This window comes from Phyllobacterium sp. RCAM01083 (assembly GCF_055685835.1).
Map to the genome: position 1 here is coordinate 1546380 of NZ_JBVFZN010000005.1, position 15475 is coordinate 1561854.

Annotated in this window: 15 protein-coding genes and 1 tRNA gene; 9 read left to right on the plus strand and 7 right to left on the minus strand. The window is 58.9% G+C overall.

What is annotated here, in order from left to right; translation table 11 throughout:
* Positions 1-6: 6 nt before the first annotated feature.
* Entirely contained in the window at positions 7-2232 is a 2226-nt protein-coding gene (locus ACZ25R_RS14300) for a GumC family protein (RefSeq protein WP_472461329.1), read from the minus strand.
* A gap of 233 nt (positions 2233-2465) precedes the next feature.
* Here ACZ25R_RS14300 and ACZ25R_RS14305 point away from each other — a divergent pair, with 233 nt between their 5' ends.
* The 5 genes from ACZ25R_RS14305 (at position 2466) to ACZ25R_RS14325 (ending at position 7543) form a co-directional block, all read left to right on the plus strand.
* A complete protein-coding gene (locus ACZ25R_RS14305; RefSeq protein ID WP_223615777.1) occupies positions 2466-2987 on the plus strand; it encodes a polysaccharide biosynthesis/export family protein in 522 nt (173 codons plus the stop codon).
* Between the two features lie 9 nt (positions 2988-2996).
* The gene (locus ACZ25R_RS14310; RefSeq protein WP_472461330.1) at positions 2997-4133 is read left to right on the plus strand and encodes a glycosyltransferase family 4 protein; all 1137 of its coding nucleotides are present in this window, start codon (positions 2997-2999) and stop codon (positions 4131-4133) included.
* 89 nt (positions 4134-4222) lie between these two features.
* Entirely contained in the window at positions 4223-5767 is a 1545-nt protein-coding gene (locus ACZ25R_RS14315) for an undecaprenyl-phosphate glucose phosphotransferase (RefSeq protein ID WP_472461331.1), read from the plus strand.
* Entirely contained in the window at positions 5764-7023 is a 1260-nt protein-coding gene (locus tag ACZ25R_RS14320; RefSeq protein ID WP_472461332.1) for an O-antigen ligase family protein, read from the plus strand. The genes ACZ25R_RS14315 and ACZ25R_RS14320 overlap by 4 nt, the downstream gene beginning before the upstream one ends.
* Positions 7024-7330: 307 nt before the next feature.
* A complete protein-coding gene (locus ACZ25R_RS14325; protein ID WP_472461333.1) occupies positions 7331-7543 on the plus strand; it encodes a hypothetical protein in 213 nt (70 codons plus the stop codon).
* On the opposite strand, the gene ACZ25R_RS14330 is transcribed toward ACZ25R_RS14325, so the two are convergent.
* From ACZ25R_RS14330 to ACZ25R_RS14345, 4 genes are all read right to left on the minus strand, one after another.
* Entirely contained in the window at positions 7521-8321 is an 801-nt protein-coding gene (locus tag ACZ25R_RS14330; RefSeq protein ID WP_472461334.1) for an ABC transporter ATP-binding protein, read from the minus strand. The genes ACZ25R_RS14325 and ACZ25R_RS14330 overlap by 23 nt on opposite strands.
* A gap of 13 nt (positions 8322-8334) precedes the next feature.
* Entirely contained in the window at positions 8335-9033 is a 699-nt protein-coding gene (locus ACZ25R_RS14335) for an ABC transporter permease (protein WP_346306002.1), read from the minus strand.
* A 9-nt stretch (positions 9034-9042) separates the two neighbouring features.
* Positions 9043-9765: an ABC transporter permease gene (locus ACZ25R_RS14340; protein ID WP_288193333.1), complete on the minus strand. Its 723-nt coding sequence runs from the start codon at positions 9763-9765 to the stop codon at positions 9043-9045.
* A 133-nt stretch (positions 9766-9898) separates the two neighbouring features.
* The gene (locus tag ACZ25R_RS14345) at positions 9899-10738 is read right to left on the minus strand and encodes a transporter substrate-binding domain-containing protein (protein WP_288193331.1); all 840 of its coding nucleotides are present in this window, start codon (positions 10736-10738) and stop codon (positions 9899-9901) included.
* A gap of 193 nt (positions 10739-10931) precedes the next feature.
* On the opposite strand from ACZ25R_RS14345, the gene hutC reads away from it, so the two are divergent.
* Positions 10932-11687: a histidine utilization repressor gene (gene hutC, locus ACZ25R_RS14350; protein WP_472461335.1), complete on the plus strand. Its 756-nt coding sequence runs from the start codon at positions 10932-10934 to the stop codon at positions 11685-11687.
* A gap of 350 nt (positions 11688-12037) precedes the next feature.
* A complete protein-coding gene (locus tag ACZ25R_RS14355) occupies positions 12038-12754 on the plus strand; it encodes a hypothetical protein (protein ID WP_472461336.1) in 717 nt (238 codons plus the stop codon).
* A 203-nt stretch (positions 12755-12957) separates the two neighbouring features.
* Here the strand turns inward: ACZ25R_RS14355 and ACZ25R_RS14360 are convergent.
* Positions 12958-13034: transfer RNA gene (locus ACZ25R_RS14360), tRNA-Pro, on the minus strand.
* 209 nt (positions 13035-13243) lie between these two features.
* Between ACZ25R_RS14360 and ACZ25R_RS14365 the strand changes: the two genes are divergently transcribed.
* Complete coding sequence (locus ACZ25R_RS14365; protein ID WP_472461337.1) at positions 13244-13825, plus strand: cysteine hydrolase family protein; 582 nt, start codon at positions 13244-13246, stop codon at positions 13823-13825.
* Positions 13810-14187 (plus strand): VOC family protein, encoded by a 378-nt coding sequence (locus tag ACZ25R_RS14370; RefSeq protein WP_472461338.1) that lies wholly within the window; start codon positions 13810-13812, stop codon positions 14185-14187. The genes ACZ25R_RS14365 and ACZ25R_RS14370 overlap by 16 nt, the downstream gene beginning before the upstream one ends.
* Before the next feature lie 81 nt (positions 14188-14268).
* Here ACZ25R_RS14370 and ACZ25R_RS14375 read toward each other — a convergent pair whose 3' ends face one another.
* A complete protein-coding gene (locus ACZ25R_RS14375) occupies positions 14269-15411 on the minus strand; it encodes a diguanylate cyclase (protein ID WP_472461339.1) in 1143 nt (380 codons plus the stop codon).
* Between the last annotated feature and the right edge of the window lie 64 nt (positions 15412-15475).

Here is a 15475-nt window from a genome sequence, read left to right on the forward strand (position 1 = left end):
ACAGTCTCAGTGGCGATGGCTCGCGGCAGCGGCGCGGACGATCAGCCCGTCGTCCAGCTCCAGCGCACCATCCTTGAACGGGGTGAGAAGCTCGGGCTTGATGAACTCGCCGTCAAACAGCGCCATGGATATCGCCTTGACGTTATGGTCTTCGGGATCGACCAGGCTCAGCACAAGTTCGGAACCATCGTCGACAATGTGCTTCAGCTCGGCCGCCGTGGCCGGTCCGCTGTCGATGACCACCAGATCATAGGCGGACTGCAAGGCATTGAGAATCATCGGCAGGCGCCCGATGGACTGCATGGCCTTGACGGGGTCATGGATGCCGAGGGGAATGAGTTCCGCCTGTGAATAATGATCGGCGTGGATGACTTCGCTGAATGACCGCTCATTGGCCAAAAGGTCGGTCATCCCCGCGAGATTCTGGCCATCCAGCATGGAACGGCCAATTTCACCCGATCCGGTCATATCGATCAGAACGACCCGCACGCCGCGATCAGCAAGCTCCCGCACCAGCAATATGGTCAGCGCGGAGGCCTCGTCCCCTTCCGGCGACACGATGACCGCGCGGGCGGCACCGCTTGCCATCAGGCGGTCGGCAACGCCGGCAACACCCGAATGATCCGCATGGTGATCGGGACCTTCTGCGGATGGCGCGGCAGCCAGAACCGGGGCCGCAACGGATGGCGCCGTGAATACCGGTGCGGCAACCGGCGACGGCTCCGCATGCAGGGGCTTGCTGCTTTCAACCGGAGGCACAGCCGCTGCCACGATTTTCGGGGAAGCGACCGCCTTGGGTTCCACCACATCAACATCTGCAACGGCCGTGGGCGCAGGACGCAGGGCCAGGCCACTGAACAAGGCGCTGAGCAGCGTGCCGATGCTGAGGATCAGCAGCGAGGCGACGAAGGCCGCAGCGGTCATCGGGAGAATCTTGGGGAAATAGGGCTCGACCGGCTTGTCCGCGCGGGAGAAAATCCGGACATCGGCGGGCAGATAGCCGCGATCCGTGCGTGAGGAAGCCTCGCGGTAACGCGTCAGGTATGATTCGAGCAGTTGGCGTTGCGCCGTCGCCTCGCGCTCCAGTGCGCGCAATTCCACTTCTTCTTCGCCGGCCTTGGATGATTGCGCCTTCAAACCGTTGAGGGTGCGCGTCAGTTCGGCCTCACGCAGACGAGACGTTTCCGCCTCGTTTTCAAGGCTAGCAAGCACCTTGCGGGCCTCCAGCCTGATCTGCTGATCGAGATCGGCCAGCTGCGACCGCAATGCCTTGATGCGCGGGTGGCCGCTCAGCAGAGACGCGGACAGATCGGCAATGTCGTTGTTGAGCTGAACCTGGCGTTCGCGCAGCCGCTGGATCAGCGGCGACGCCATCACATCAGGCAGGGTTTCCACCGGGGCACCCTTGGCGAGCGCGGTGCGAATGCCCGTCGCTTTGGCTTCACTGGCCGCCTTGCTGGCGCGCACGCGCGACAGTTCCGATGACAGTTCGGACAGCTGCTGCGTGGCCAAAACCGCATTGTTCTGGCCGATCAGCAGGTCAGACGAGCTGCGATAGGCGGCAACCTTGGCTTCGGCATCCTTCACCCGCTTGCTCAGATCGGCAATTTCAGGTTCGAGCCAGCCGGTGGCATCGGCATTCGACTGGGATTTCGACGCCTGTTGTGTTGCCACATATTCGTCCGCGATGGCATTTGGCACCGCGGCGGACAGCGTCGGGTCCTTCGAGGAAAACTGGATGACGATGACGCGCGAATTCTGCACGCTGTAGACCACGAGGCGATCTCGCACGGCCTGCAGGATATAATCATCGCGTGCCGTGGCATCGGGATCGGCGGCCAGGCCAAGCTTGGCCAGGATACGCGTCAGCGCGGAAGGATCGGCACCAGCAGCGAGTTCGGCATTGTTGCCCAGGTCGAGTTTTGCGATCACCCGCTTCAACAGGTCGGACGAGCCGATGAGTTCCACCTGGCTCTTGATTCCCTCCTGATCGAGAATCGGCCGGTCGTCACCCTGCTCGCCGCTCGGGCGGGTAAACACGGATTCGCGCGTCTCGATGAGAATGCGTGTTTCCGCGCGGTATTTGGGCGAAATAAGCGAAAGAACCAGGAACGCCGCCAGCGTCAGCAGAATGGCGCCCAGCAAAACACGCACCCTGTTGCGCCATAAACTGGCAAACAGCGCACCAACGTCAATATCCACGTCACTATCGACAGAGCCAGCCCGAGGCATTCCCCACTCCACTTTGAATGCCGCAATGGTAAAGACCCATGGTAACCAGCGGGTTAAAATATCCGGCACTATAAAGCAGACAGCGCAACAAAAGTGCACGCGCAGTTTACCAGCCATTAACCCTAATGAACTGATAATCCCGCTCAGAGTCGAGCGAATTCGTCGCCATTGTTGCAAGGGTATTTACGGTGTTCAGCAAGCAAATCTTTCTGGTCGCGATCAGCGTTGTGTCGATGACACTCGGCGGCTGCGCCAGTTATCGCCCTGCCCCTGCGGCATTCCATGATGCCATCAACAAACCCTACCTGCTCGATGCGGGTGACCGGGTGCGCCTGACCGTGTTCGAACAGGAAGGCTTGACCAATACCTACAGCGTTGATCAGGCCGGTTATATCTCGGTGCCGCTCATCGGCAGCGTGCCTGCCCGCGGCAAGACAATCCAGCAGATCGAAGCCGCCGTGGCCGCCAAGCTGCGCAAGGGCTATTTGCGTGACCCCGATGTCGCCGTGGAAGTCGACCGCTACCGGCCGATCTTCGTTATGGGCGAAGTCGGCGCCGCCGGTCAGTATTCCTACGTGCCGGGAATGACCGCCCAGAAGGCGATTGCCGCGGCCGGCGGTTTCAGCGCCCGGGCCAATCAGGGGGATGTCGACATCACACGCCAGCTCAACGGTGAAATCCTCACCGGCCGCGTGACGATTTCCGATCCCGTCCTGCCCGGCGATACCGTCTATGTGCGCGAGCGCTTCTTCTGATCGCGGGAGATGAGCGACAGCCGATCCCTTCGTATTGTTCACTGCTTTCGCGCACCTGTCGGGGGAATATTCCGGCACGTGCGCGATCTCATTGATGCGCAGATAAAGGCAGGACATCAGGTCGGCGTTGTCTGCGACGCCTCGACCGGCGGGGATTTCGAAGAGGCCCTTCTGGCACAGATGCGGGACAAGCTGGCATTGGGGATGAAACGCATTGCCATGCAGCGGCAGATCGGCCCCGGCGATGTGATGGCGGCGGTGCGCACCCGCAAGACGCTCAAGGCAATGCAGCCGGATATCCTGCATGGGCACGGCGCCAAGGGCGGCACCTATGCCAGACTGTTCGGCTCGCTGCTGCGGCTTTCGGGAAAGCGCGTTGCGCGGTTTTACTCCCCGCATGGCGGCAGCCTGCACTACAGCCCGGCCACCACGGCCGGCCGCGTGATTTTTCGCATCGAGCGGTTCATGGAAGGGATGACCGACCGGATCATCTTTGTCTCCGCTTTCGAGCGTGACACATACATCACCAAGGTCGGCGCGCCGCGCTGCAAATCCGCGCTGATCTATAACGGTCTGGCGGATGCTGATTTTGAACCCGTCCGGCCGGACAAGGATGCCGCGGATTTCCTGTTCATCGGCGAACTGCGCAGCCTGAAAGGGCCTGATATTTTTATCGATGCCCTGGCAGGCGCGGGCACCATGGGCGGACAAGCGCCGACTGCCGTCATGGTCGGCGATGGCGGCGAGCGCGATCCGCTTGTCCGGCAGGCTGAAGCGACGGGCATGCGCGCGCAGATCAGGTTCCTGCCGCCGATGCAGGCGCGCACGGCGTTTCGTCTTGCCCGGATTGTGGTCATTCCCTCCCGCGCCGAAGCCCTGCCCTACATTGTCCTGGAAGCGCTGGCCGCCGGCCGGCCCGTCATCGTCAGCCGTGTCGGCGGCATTCCGGAGATAGTGGGTGAGAATTCCGTCGCCCTGGTGCAACCGGATGCGCAGGAGCTTGCCCGCAAGATGGCGGCCGTTCTCGGCGATCCCGCCGCCTATCTGGCTGCCCTTCCCGGTCCCGATCAGATCAGGCAACGCTTCAGCGCCGGCAGCATGGCGGCGCAGCTCGAGACGGAATATTTCGCCGCGCTGAATGAATAGGCCGAACCCCGTCCGCATGCATTTTTCAGGCAAGCATTCCTTAGCTCATCCGTGATATGACGGATCAATCGAACTCTTCAAGGTGCAATATGAAAGACAGAAAAGGGGAAAACAGGTTCTCGCGGGATGCCGTGCGCGATCTTGCGGCCGATGCCGGGTCGTCCAAACCGGCGGAAAAGGCCAAACTCAGCCCTGTCGCCTACCAGATTGCCTCGCAATATGCGCGCAACAGCAATTCGCCCGTCATGATCAGCGGCATCATGCGCATCGTGGAATTCCTGATTATCCTGTTGACCGGCATGACGGTCTTTCTGATGTATGTCGGCCTGCAGCGGGGTGCAATCTTCAGTTATTTCTCCGCCGTTCTTGTGACCGCCATTGTCGGCGTGCTCATCCTGGAACTCACGGACAGTTACCAGCTTGCGGTGATGCGCAATCCGTTCACCCGTTTCGGCCGCCTGCTGATGGCGTGGTCCGGCACCTTTGCGCTGATGGCGCTGGCCGCCTTTTTCCTCAAGATTTCCGAAGCCTATTCACGAGTCTGGCTGGGCACCTGGTATGTCTCCGGGCTGATCCTGTTCATTGCCTTTCGCGTGATCATGTCGCGGCTTATCCGCCGCTGGGCCCGCAACGGCAAGATGGAACGCCGCGCCGTGATTGTCGGTGGCGGCAAGCCGGCCGAGGACCTGATCCGCTCGATCGAGCAGCAGCCCTACAACGATATCCGCATCTGCGGCGTCTTCGATGACCGGGATGCCAAGCGCTCCCCGCCCGTCGTCGCGGGTTATCCCAAGCTGGGCAATATTTCCGAGCTGATCGAGTTTGCGCGCATCGCGCATATCGACATGCTCATCGTCTCCCTGCCGATCACGGCGGAAGAGCGCGTTCTGGCGCTTCTCAAGAAGCTCTGGGTCCTGCCGGTGGATATCCGGTTGTCGGCCCACAACAATCACCTGCAGTTCCGCCCGCGCGCCTATTCCTATATCGGCTCGATCGCCATGATCGATCTGTTCGACAAGCCCATCAATGATTGGGATTCCGTGGCGAAACGGGCATTCGATATCGTCTTCAGCCTGTTCGGCATCATTGTCTTCAGCCCGATCATGCTGGCGACCGCCCTCGCCATCCGGCTCGAGAGCAAGGGCTCGGTCATTTTCAAGCAGCAGCGGCACGGCTTCAACAATGAAATCATCGAGGTCTGGAAGTTCCGTTCCATGTATACGGAAATGTGCGATCCGACGGCGCGCAATGCGGTGGTGAAGAACGATCCGCGCGTCACGAAGGTCGGACGCATCATCCGCAAGACATCCGTCGACGAATTGCCGCAGTTTTTCAATTCCCTGATGGGAACGCTTTCGCTGGTCGGCCCCCGGCCGCACGCCATATCGGCCCATACCCACAATCTGCTCTACAATGAGGTCGTGGACGGCTATTTCGCCCGCCACCGGGTCAAGCCGGGCGTGACGGGGTGGGCTCAGATCAATGGCTGGCGCGGTGAAATCGATACGGAAGACAAGATCAAGATGCGGACGGAGTTCGATCTCTACTACATTGAAAACTGGTCATTGTGGTTCGATCTGAAAATCCTGTTCCTGACACCGGTCCGCCTGCTCAACACGGACAACGCCTATTGAGCGCCGCCGCCGATCCCACTGATTCCGCCCGCGTCGGCAGGGCCGCCGGCAACCGTGCGCTGATCCGGATGTTTTCGATGACGGCCGTCGGGTTCGGCGTGTTCCTCAGCGGGTTCGTCATCAACGAACCCGCGCCCTACGAATTATACATGGCTACCCTGATCGTGGGCTGGGCACTCTTCGGCCTGCGCTTCTCGCGCAGCGTGGTGGTTCTTCTCGCAACGCTTGTGCTGTTCAATCTCGGCGGCTGGCTGTCGGTGGCGCAGATGGCCGATCTGAAGACCGCGCCGATGTATATGGCCGTCTCGCTGTTTCTGGCGCTCACGTCGGTGTTCTTCGCTGCGATCATCGAAGGCAACCACCGCATTCTGCAGGCGATCTTCAACGGCTATGTGATCGCGGCGGTCTGTACGACGATGCTGGGGATTCTCGGCTATTTCGACGCCTTCCCGGGGGCGGAGGTTTTTACGCGCTATGGCCGCGCCATGGGCGCCTTCAAGGATCCCAACGTCTTCGGTCCCTTTCTGATCCTGCCGATTGCCTGGCTGGTGCATGGCATACTGGTGGGCGATCTGCGCACCCTGCCGCTGCGCCTCATCCCCACGCTCATCCTCACCCTCGGCGTTTTCCTGTCGTTTTCCCGTGCCGCATGGGGCATGGCCGTGCTGGTGATTGCCGGCCTTGCCCTGGCGCTGTTCATCCGCAGCCCGAGCCGCCTCTTCCGCATCAGAATCATCCTGCTTGCCGGCCTGGCGGTCGCGATTCTTCTCGTCGCCATCGTCATCGCGCTGCAGATTCCCAGTGTGTCGGAGCTGTTCTTTGCACGCGCCCAACTGGTGCAGGATTACGACAATGCCCAGTTCGGGCGCTTCGCCCGCCATTGGTACGGCCTGCTGATGTCAGTTGATCATCCCCTCGGCATCGGACCGCTGGAGTTCGGGCCCATTTATGGCGAGGATACCCACAATATCTGGCTGAAGGCGGCGCTTGATTATGGCTGGATCGGCTTCGTCAGCTACCTGATCCTGACCATGCTGACGCTGGGTCTCGGCCTGCGCATCCTGTTTCGCGACAGGCCCTGGCAGCCCTTCCTGCTATGCGCCTATCTCACCTATCTCTCGCATGTGGCGATCGGCAATGTCATCGATACCGATCACTGGCGCCATTTCTACATTCTTGTGGGTATCATCTGGGGCTGCGTCGCGCTGGAAGCCCGATATTCGCCGGCGCCCGCCGCTTCTGAAGCAAGCGCGTGAAGCCGTCGCGACAGGCTCTACCCGAGCGCTTTTTTCCTATGAATTCCAGTTATATATTTAGCGTCAATAGGCACTTCGGAACCACAGCCGGATAATCACTTATAATAGATTTCCAATGTCGCCTCCGTGCGTTACCTTGAGAAAGACGCAATTTCAACGCAGCATCAGGCGATTAAATCAAGCTTCTTATACAAGTAGAATTTATAAACTACCGGTTGCATCCAACACATAAAATAATGGGTGGAAATGGTCATTGACGTTTTTAGATACCGATAATCCGAATTATTCAACGGCCGACGGCGAACTCATGCAGCAGGCGCTGGACGAGGCGGCAAGCACGTTGAAAATCGCGGATGACAACGATCCGGAACGGAAAACTCTGGAGCGTTTTGTCCGTGCCGCATTCATCATCGGCAACCGGGATGCCGAAGCGATAGCCCGATTTGCCGTGAATGCCGTACTCATCCGGCGGAAGGCCGCCAAAGGCAGAATCCGCCCTACCCCCGGAAATTACCGATAAACTGCCGGAATGCGGGCGAGGTTGCGCCGCTGAACATCTCCGCCGGCGAACCGTCGCAATCGATCAGCCCTTCGCGCATGAACACGACGCGGTTGGAAACATCCCGCGCAAAATTCATTTCATGGGTCACGACGAGCATCGTCATCCCCTCCTCCGCCAGCGAGCGCATCACCCGCAGCACTTCACCGACCAGTTCGGGATCGAGCGCCGAGGTGGGCTCGTCAAACAGCATGACCTTCGGTTTCATCGCCAGGGAGCGGGCAATGGCTGCCCGCTGCTGCTGACCGCCGGACAGATGGGCCGGATAGGCATGGCGCTTTTCCGCGATCCCCACCTTTTCCAGAAGCGCTTCCGCCTCTGCGATGCACTCCGCCCGGGGGCGTTTGAGCACGTGAACGGGGCCTTCGATCAGGTTTTGCAGGATGGTCATATGCGACCACAGATTGAACGACTGGAACACCATCCCGAGCTCCGCGCGGATATGGTCCACCTGCTTCGAACTCGCGGGGACATTCCTGCCGTGCTTCCTGACCATGTTGATGTGTTCGCCATCCACCCAGATTTCGCCTTCATCGGCAATTTCGAGAAGATTGATGCAGCGCAGGAACGTCGATTTGCCCGAACCGCTCGACCCGAGAATGGAGATGACGTCGCCGTCATGGGCTTCGAGCGAAATCCCGCGCAGGACTTCCAGTGAACCGAATTTCTTGCGGATATTGCGCACGGAAAGCCGGTTGACGGTTGTTGCGGCGGGATCGGCGGAATGTTCATGCACCATAATACGAGGTTCCTTAAGGCAAACGCGGAACAGCGCGCCGATGGTGGGAAAGCCGGTGTTCCAGCAGCGCCATGGCCTGCAGGATCAGGAAATTGAGGATGAGGTAGATCGCCGCCGCGCACAAAAACACTTCCATGGTGCGGTAGGTCTGCGAAATGAGACGCTGCGCCACGCCCGTGACCTCCCACACCGTCACGAGGCTGGCGAGCGCGGTCGATTTGACCATCATGACGATTTCAGTGGAATAGGCGGGAAGCGCATGGCGGAAAGCGATCGGTCCGATGATCCGGCGGACGAGCAGAAAACCCGACATGCCGATGGAGCGCGCGGCCTCGATTTCCTTGACGGAAACGGCCCGCAGACCGCCGCGAAATATCTCGGCGGTATAACCGGCCGTGCACAGCGCGAGAGAAAGCACGGCGCAGACAAAGGGTTCGCGCAGGAACGGCCAGAGAAAACTGTAGCGGATGAAGCCGAACTGACCGAGGCCGTAAAACACCAGGAACATCTGGATCAGCAGCGGCGAGCCGCGGAACACGAAAATGTAACCCTTGGCAAAATTGCTGAGGATCGGGTTTTTGGCGACACGCATCCACACGATCAGCAAGGCCAGCAGACCGCCGAAGAAGATCGAGAGGAAAAACAGCGCCAGCGTCATCGGCACCGCTGCCAGCAGGGTTTTCATGGTCTGGAAAATGAAGACAAAATCCATGACCGCTCCTCAGGCCTGACCGAGGGACGACGGCATGGAGCGGTTGGCGCGCCGCTCCGCCCGGTTGAACAGCCGGTCCGACAGGCTGGTCAGAACGAGATAGAGACAGCCGCCGGCAATGAAGAACAGGAAATATTGCCGGGTCGATCCGGCGGCGACCTGGCTCGTACGCATCAGATCCGCCAGCCCGGTCACCGAAACCAGCGCCGAGTCCTTCAGGCTCAGCTGCCAGACATTGCCGATACCGGGAATGGCGAAACGCAGCACCTGCGGCGCGATGATGCGGCGAAAGCGTAGGCCGCGATGCATGCCGATGGCTTCCGCAGCCTCCAGTTCTCCCTTGGGAATGGCCAGAAAAGCGCCGCGATAGACCTCCGCCTGATAGGCGCCGGAGATGATGCCGACCGCCAGCGCGCCCGCGGCAAAGGACGGCAGTCCGAGAAAGCCTTCATAGCCGAGATAGCGACCGATGGCGGTGACGGCGCCCGATCCGCCGAAATAGATGAGATAGATGATCAGAAGTTCAGGAACACCGCGAAACACCGTCGTATAGGTGTTTCCGAGCGCGCTCAGAACCCTGTTTCCCGACAGTTTCGCCCAGGCAACCATGGTGCCAAGAACAGCGCCGAGAAGCAGTGCGACGATGGTCACGCACAGGGTCATCAGCGCACCGGCGATAAGCAGCCCGCCCCAGCCCTGCTGTCCAAATCCGAGCACCTCGATTATCCACATGCGCCGTGTTCCCGCTCCGCCCGGTTGATCCGGTTTTTCAGAGTATAGGCGGGCATTGTCAGATGCTGCAAATGCCGCGCCTTTCTGACAATGCCCCATTCATCCAGAGGACGTTACCGCCTCGCGGCGATAGTCACGGGCTGACGTCGGTCTTGAACCACTTCATCGACAGGGTCTTGACCGTACCATCCGCCAGGGCGGCGGTGATGGCCTTGTCGAACATGGCCTTCAGATCCGTGTCGGCCTTGCGGATGCCCAGCCCCTCGCCGATGCCGAAGATCGTACCGCCGAATTCAGGGCCGGTGAAAACCAGCGCGCCGTTGGCCTTTTCGAATGTCGTGCCGAAATACACCGCATCGTCGAAGGCAAGATCGATACGGCCGGACTCCAGATCGAGATCGCGTTCGGCTCCGGTCTTGTATTCGCGCACGGTGGCGATGCTGCCGAAATTGTCATAGATGAACTTGGCATAGACGGTCGCCGCCTGGATGCCGATGGTCTTGCCCTTGAAAGCCGTCTTCATGGCTTCAATTTCGGCAACGCCGGTCTGCCCCGGCGTGAGCTTGAGAACCGAACCGGTTCCGGCCGCGTTGGCCAGCGGGCTGTCCTTCTGGGTGGCAAAACCCGCATGGGTATTGGCATAGGGGATCGTGAAATCGATGACCTGCTTGCGCTCGTCGGTGATCGACAGCGCATCCATGATGACATCGAACTTGCCGGCGTTGAGCGCCGGAATCATGCCATCCCAATCGGAGGCCACCAGTTTGCACTCGACCTTCATCTCGGCGCACATATGTGCGGCCAGTTCCGGCTCGAAGCCGCCCAGCGTCCCGTCCGGATTGGTGACATTCCAGGGCGCATAGGCGCCCTCCAGCGTGATCGTGACCGTCTTCCAGTCCTTCGCATGGGCCGCAGACATGGACAGCGCGGAAAGCGCCATCGCACCCGACAGCAGGAGCTTGTGTAGTTTCATCAGCCTTCTCCTCTTGAGGTTGGCAAGTGTTGAACCCGTGTTCCCGTGCCACACTGCGGTGGCTTTTGAGCTTTTGTCTTTTGGCAAGTTGTATATGGTACCTTATGACATCCCCTGTGCCGCGCAAGAGGGAAAGTCGCACAGCGAGGCAAATTCTGATCCTGCACAAGGAATGAGCAATGAAGGGCCTGCGATGACCGATGCCATGCTCAAGAAGCAACCCGCCACACGTTATGGTGCGCCGCTTTATGCCCATGTGAAACGGATGATTCTTGGCCGCATTCACAGCGGCGAATGGCCGCCCGAGCATCGCGTCCCCTCGGAGAACGAGCTGGTGGCCGGACTGGGCGTTAGCAAGATGACCGCCAACCGCGCCCTGCGCGAGCTTGCCAATGAGGGTGAGCTGGTGCGCATCCGCGGCGTCGGCTCGTTTGTCGCGGCGCGCAAGGGCCATTCAACGCTGTTCGAAGTGCGCAACATCGCCGATGAAATCATCGAGCGTGGCCATGTCCATGGCGCGTCAGTGGTTCGTCTGGCACGGGAAAGCGCCGCCTGTGCCGTCGCCGATGCGCTTGAGCTGCCATCCGGCGCACCCGTCTTTCACTCGGTGATCGTGCACCGGGAAAACGGCGTCGCCGTGCAGATCGAGGATCGTTTCGTCAATCCGCGCGCGGCTCCCGATTATCTGGCGCAGGATTTTACGGCGCGCACGCCCAACGCCTATCTCAGCGCGATTGCCCCGCTCAGCGGGTCGGAACATATCGTCGAGGCTGCCATGCCGTCGGCGCGCGACCGCAAGCTGCTCGGCATTGCGCGCAGCGAGCCATGCCTTGCCATCCGCCGCCGTACCTGGTCGGGCGACACCGTGGTCTCGCTGGTCCATCTGGTCTATCCCGGCAATCGCTACCGGCTGGAATCGCGGACGGGTGCCACGCCGGACAAGCTTTGACGGCAGGCCATCGCCGCAATGCAGAGACTGATGACAATATGTCAGGAATATGTAACAACATTCTGGCTGGCTCCAGCACGTGTAATATTGTTTTTAAAATGAATATCAGACCGTTTTGGTCTCAGTATTTTTCGTCAAATCGAAGCATTTCAAACGCAACCGATTAATTTCAAAGGTGATTATTATGCGCGTATTGACAAGCGAAGAATTGGAATTGGTCTTTGGCTGGAGAACGATGGTTTCTCCGCCGAAAGATAGCCATTGATATTTACCGCTGCTGAAAAGCACAGGTATTCGCCGCGAAGCGAATACCTGGTCCGGTCAAGACCTATTTTACAAGAGCTATTTCCTTGATGTTTTCCACCTCTCAGGCCATCGCAGTTTCTACGATTCTGAGTCAGACTTTGTTTCTGATTTTGATGGTGCGCGGTTCACAGACGCGTGATCTAAAGTATTTAATTTATGGATTAGCCTGCTCGATAGCGTCAGCTCCAATTGATATCGCGCAAATATTCGCGATGAGCCTCCATATTTATAGCAAGGAATCTCATTTTTACCTGATGTTGAATGTCACCATCGAGGAAATGTCAAAATATATTTTTATATTATATGTAATAAAAACAAGAAAATTGAGTAATTACATTCTGTTTGGCGTTGGGTATGCTTTTACGGAGATGCTCTTTAAGGCCACATCCCTAACACTGACATTGCTTAACAACGGTCTATACCAGGTACCCCTCACATCATTCCTGGTCTATTTTTCGCTCAGTTTCACCGCCTTCGGTTTCCATGTCTTTTCGTGTGTGTTGTATGGCCTGGCCAAGAGCAGCAGACAGTTTTTCGTCCTGCTGCTTGCAAATATCATCATTCATTTGGCCAACAATACATTTCCATATTACAAACTCTTCATGCCGCTCGTTCAATACGTGTATCCACGCTTTGGCGAATTTCAGCATGATATTGTCCTTGCCAATGTCGTTACGATTCTCTTTGGCACACTGTGGATGGCGCTTACAACGACAGTCATATATGGCTGCCGCAGGGAACGCGCGCCTGCAATCGGTTGACTGGAGGTTTCCAGCATTGGCGTAAGTCACAACGGGATTTTGGCGGCTTTGACGCCTTGCGGTAGCCCAAACCGGAGAAAGCTCCGGCAAACGGATCATACAACCCTGATCGCGACGTACACCGCCAAGCAAAAAAGCCAGACCCGAGGTCTGGCTTTTTGATAACCGATCTATCCAGCCAATGATTGATCTGGCGGGATAAATGGTCGGAGCGGCCGGATTCGAACCGACGACCCCTTGACCCCCAGTCAAGTGCGCTACCGGGCTGCGCTACGCTCCGCCGGTGCCGAACCCCTAGAATATTGGGGTTTTTTTGGCAATAGCCGATTTGGAAGAAAAAGAACAAACTGCACACAAATGCACGGCGTGGGCGTTTTCGGCACCGAACGTCCCACGGATTTCTTTACCTTCCCCACCCTTACCTCATACTCGCCGGGCTAAACGGGATGATTCGAATGCGGAATTCGGATTTCATTTTGGAGGACCGTCATGTTGATCGATTTCCAGGGCCGCTATATCGAGAGGGCGGCCCTCGTCATTATGCACTATCAAGCCGACGTGTTTGCAATCCTGTTCGGGGAGCAGCCGTCGCCCTTGCTGGATCGGTGCAACACTCTGATCAGGCGCTGGCGCGCCACCGGCCGGCCGGTGCTGTTCCCCAACTTTTCGCTGGGTGAAGCCTATGAACACGCACCACCGGCGAGCAACCGCCAGATTTCGCCCTATATATCGTCCGGACATTTTCGCACCGGCCGCCCCGTTGCGGGGCTTGCGATCGAACCGGGTGATCTTTTCTATGCATGTCCGCGGGCCAGCGTCTTTCACGGCACGTCGCTCGACGCCGATCTTCGGACGCGCGGTGTAAGCACCCTTGTCATGGCAGGGATAAGCACCACCGGCGTCGTTCTTTCCAGCGTCACCTGGGCCAGCGATGCGGACTACGATGTGCGCCTGGTCGAGGACTGCTGCTATGATCCCGACCAGGAGGCGCATGACGCTCTGTTCCGCTCCGGGTTCGGCGGACGCGTCCAGGCCCACACACTTCAGGAGAAGCCATGTTTGACCATGTGAAATTCGGCGTAAGCGACTATGCAGCCAGCAAGGCGTTCTACCTCAAGGCACTCGAACCGCTCGGTATCGCTGTCATCGCAGAGGGGACGACGCCGGCGCAGGGTGCCGAGCTTAGCCCAAAGGGCAAGGCCTCCCTGTGCCTGTACCAGACCGAGGAGAAGCCGGCGCACCTTCATCTGGCGTTCACGGCCGAGAATCGCCAGCAGGTCGACGCTTTCCATCGGGCGGCTCTGGCGGCGGGCGGCAAAGACAATGGCGCGCCGGGTCTGCGCCCGCGCTACCACGCGAACTACTATGCGGCCTTCGTCATTGATCCGGACGGGCACAACATCGAAATGGTTTGCCACGAACCCGAGGCCTGAGGGACGGCCACGGAAAGACAGGGCGAGCCAAGGTCCTCGCCCGTCTCAAATGGACAGGGGATATTCCGTATTCGGCTGGATCTAAAGTGCGATCGCGTGCCTGTTCTTTCCCGCAGCCTTTGCCTGGTACAAAGCTTTGTCGGCCTTATCCAATAAAACGCCGGCTGCACTACCGTGCCGCGGAGCAAGGGCAATTCCCATGCTGGACCCCACTTCCACGCTGCTGCCGACGTTCAAGCGGATGCGCTCGCCTATGTTTTCAGAGATTGACGCCGCAAACGCCGTAAGGTCCTGATCGTCCTCGCTGGCTTTCACAACCACAAACTCATCGCCGCCAATACGGGCCGCTGCGTCTTCAGGCCCGAGATTGGCTAAAATCCGCCTCGACACTTCATACAGCACCTCATCGCCGCTTGCGTGGCCGTATTGATCGTTGACGAGTTTGAAGCCATCCAGATCGAGATAAAGCACGGCAAAGCCTGTCTGATCCTGCTGCAGCGCCGATAAACGATCATTGATGTGTGCCAGCAGGCCCGTGCGGTTCAGCAGGCCCGTCAGCGCATCTTCATTTGCCCGGCGCTCATTTTCGCGTTCAGCGAGCTTTGTCGCAATCAGCATCGCGTTGAGCTTGTGCGAGGCCATGGCCATGCTGATGAGATAAAGCGGAATTTGCAGAAGCGTGACGTATAAGATCGGTTCGCCCGACAGCGCACCGCCGAGGCAAGCAGGCCCAAGGCTCAAGATGATCATGACCGAGGCAAGACGTGGCGCGCCAAAATTGCGAAAGCAGATGCCCCCCACCATGGCGCCGGCTGATAGGCAGGCGAGCGTTGCCACCACCCAATCCCCGCTCATCATGCTGATGAAACAGCCGTAACCGACGGCGCCTGACCAGGCCAGAGCCAGCAGAATGTAAATGTCGGTAGGCGTGGCTTTGCCCGCTTTGGCATTCCTGTGGCTGATGAGCAGCACCACCAGCCTCGCGCTGCAGATCAGCAATTCACATCCCAGCCAGAAGATGAATTCCGGTCGCGGTATCCGGTATGCGATGAATGCCGATACCAGAATTGTATTGATAACGCCGCCGGCAAAAATCGGTAATGTTCCGAACAGGCTCGCAATCAATTCCGATCGAATATAGCCCGGCACATTGGATCCAGCATCGGCCAACCAGCGTGTCAGCCGCCATCTCGGTACACTGAATCCTGAAATATCCTCGCGCATAGGCACCTGCTCCGTTGTCGGCGAGATGCCTAGCGAAGAGTCGTCAAGAATTAGAGAATCCCGT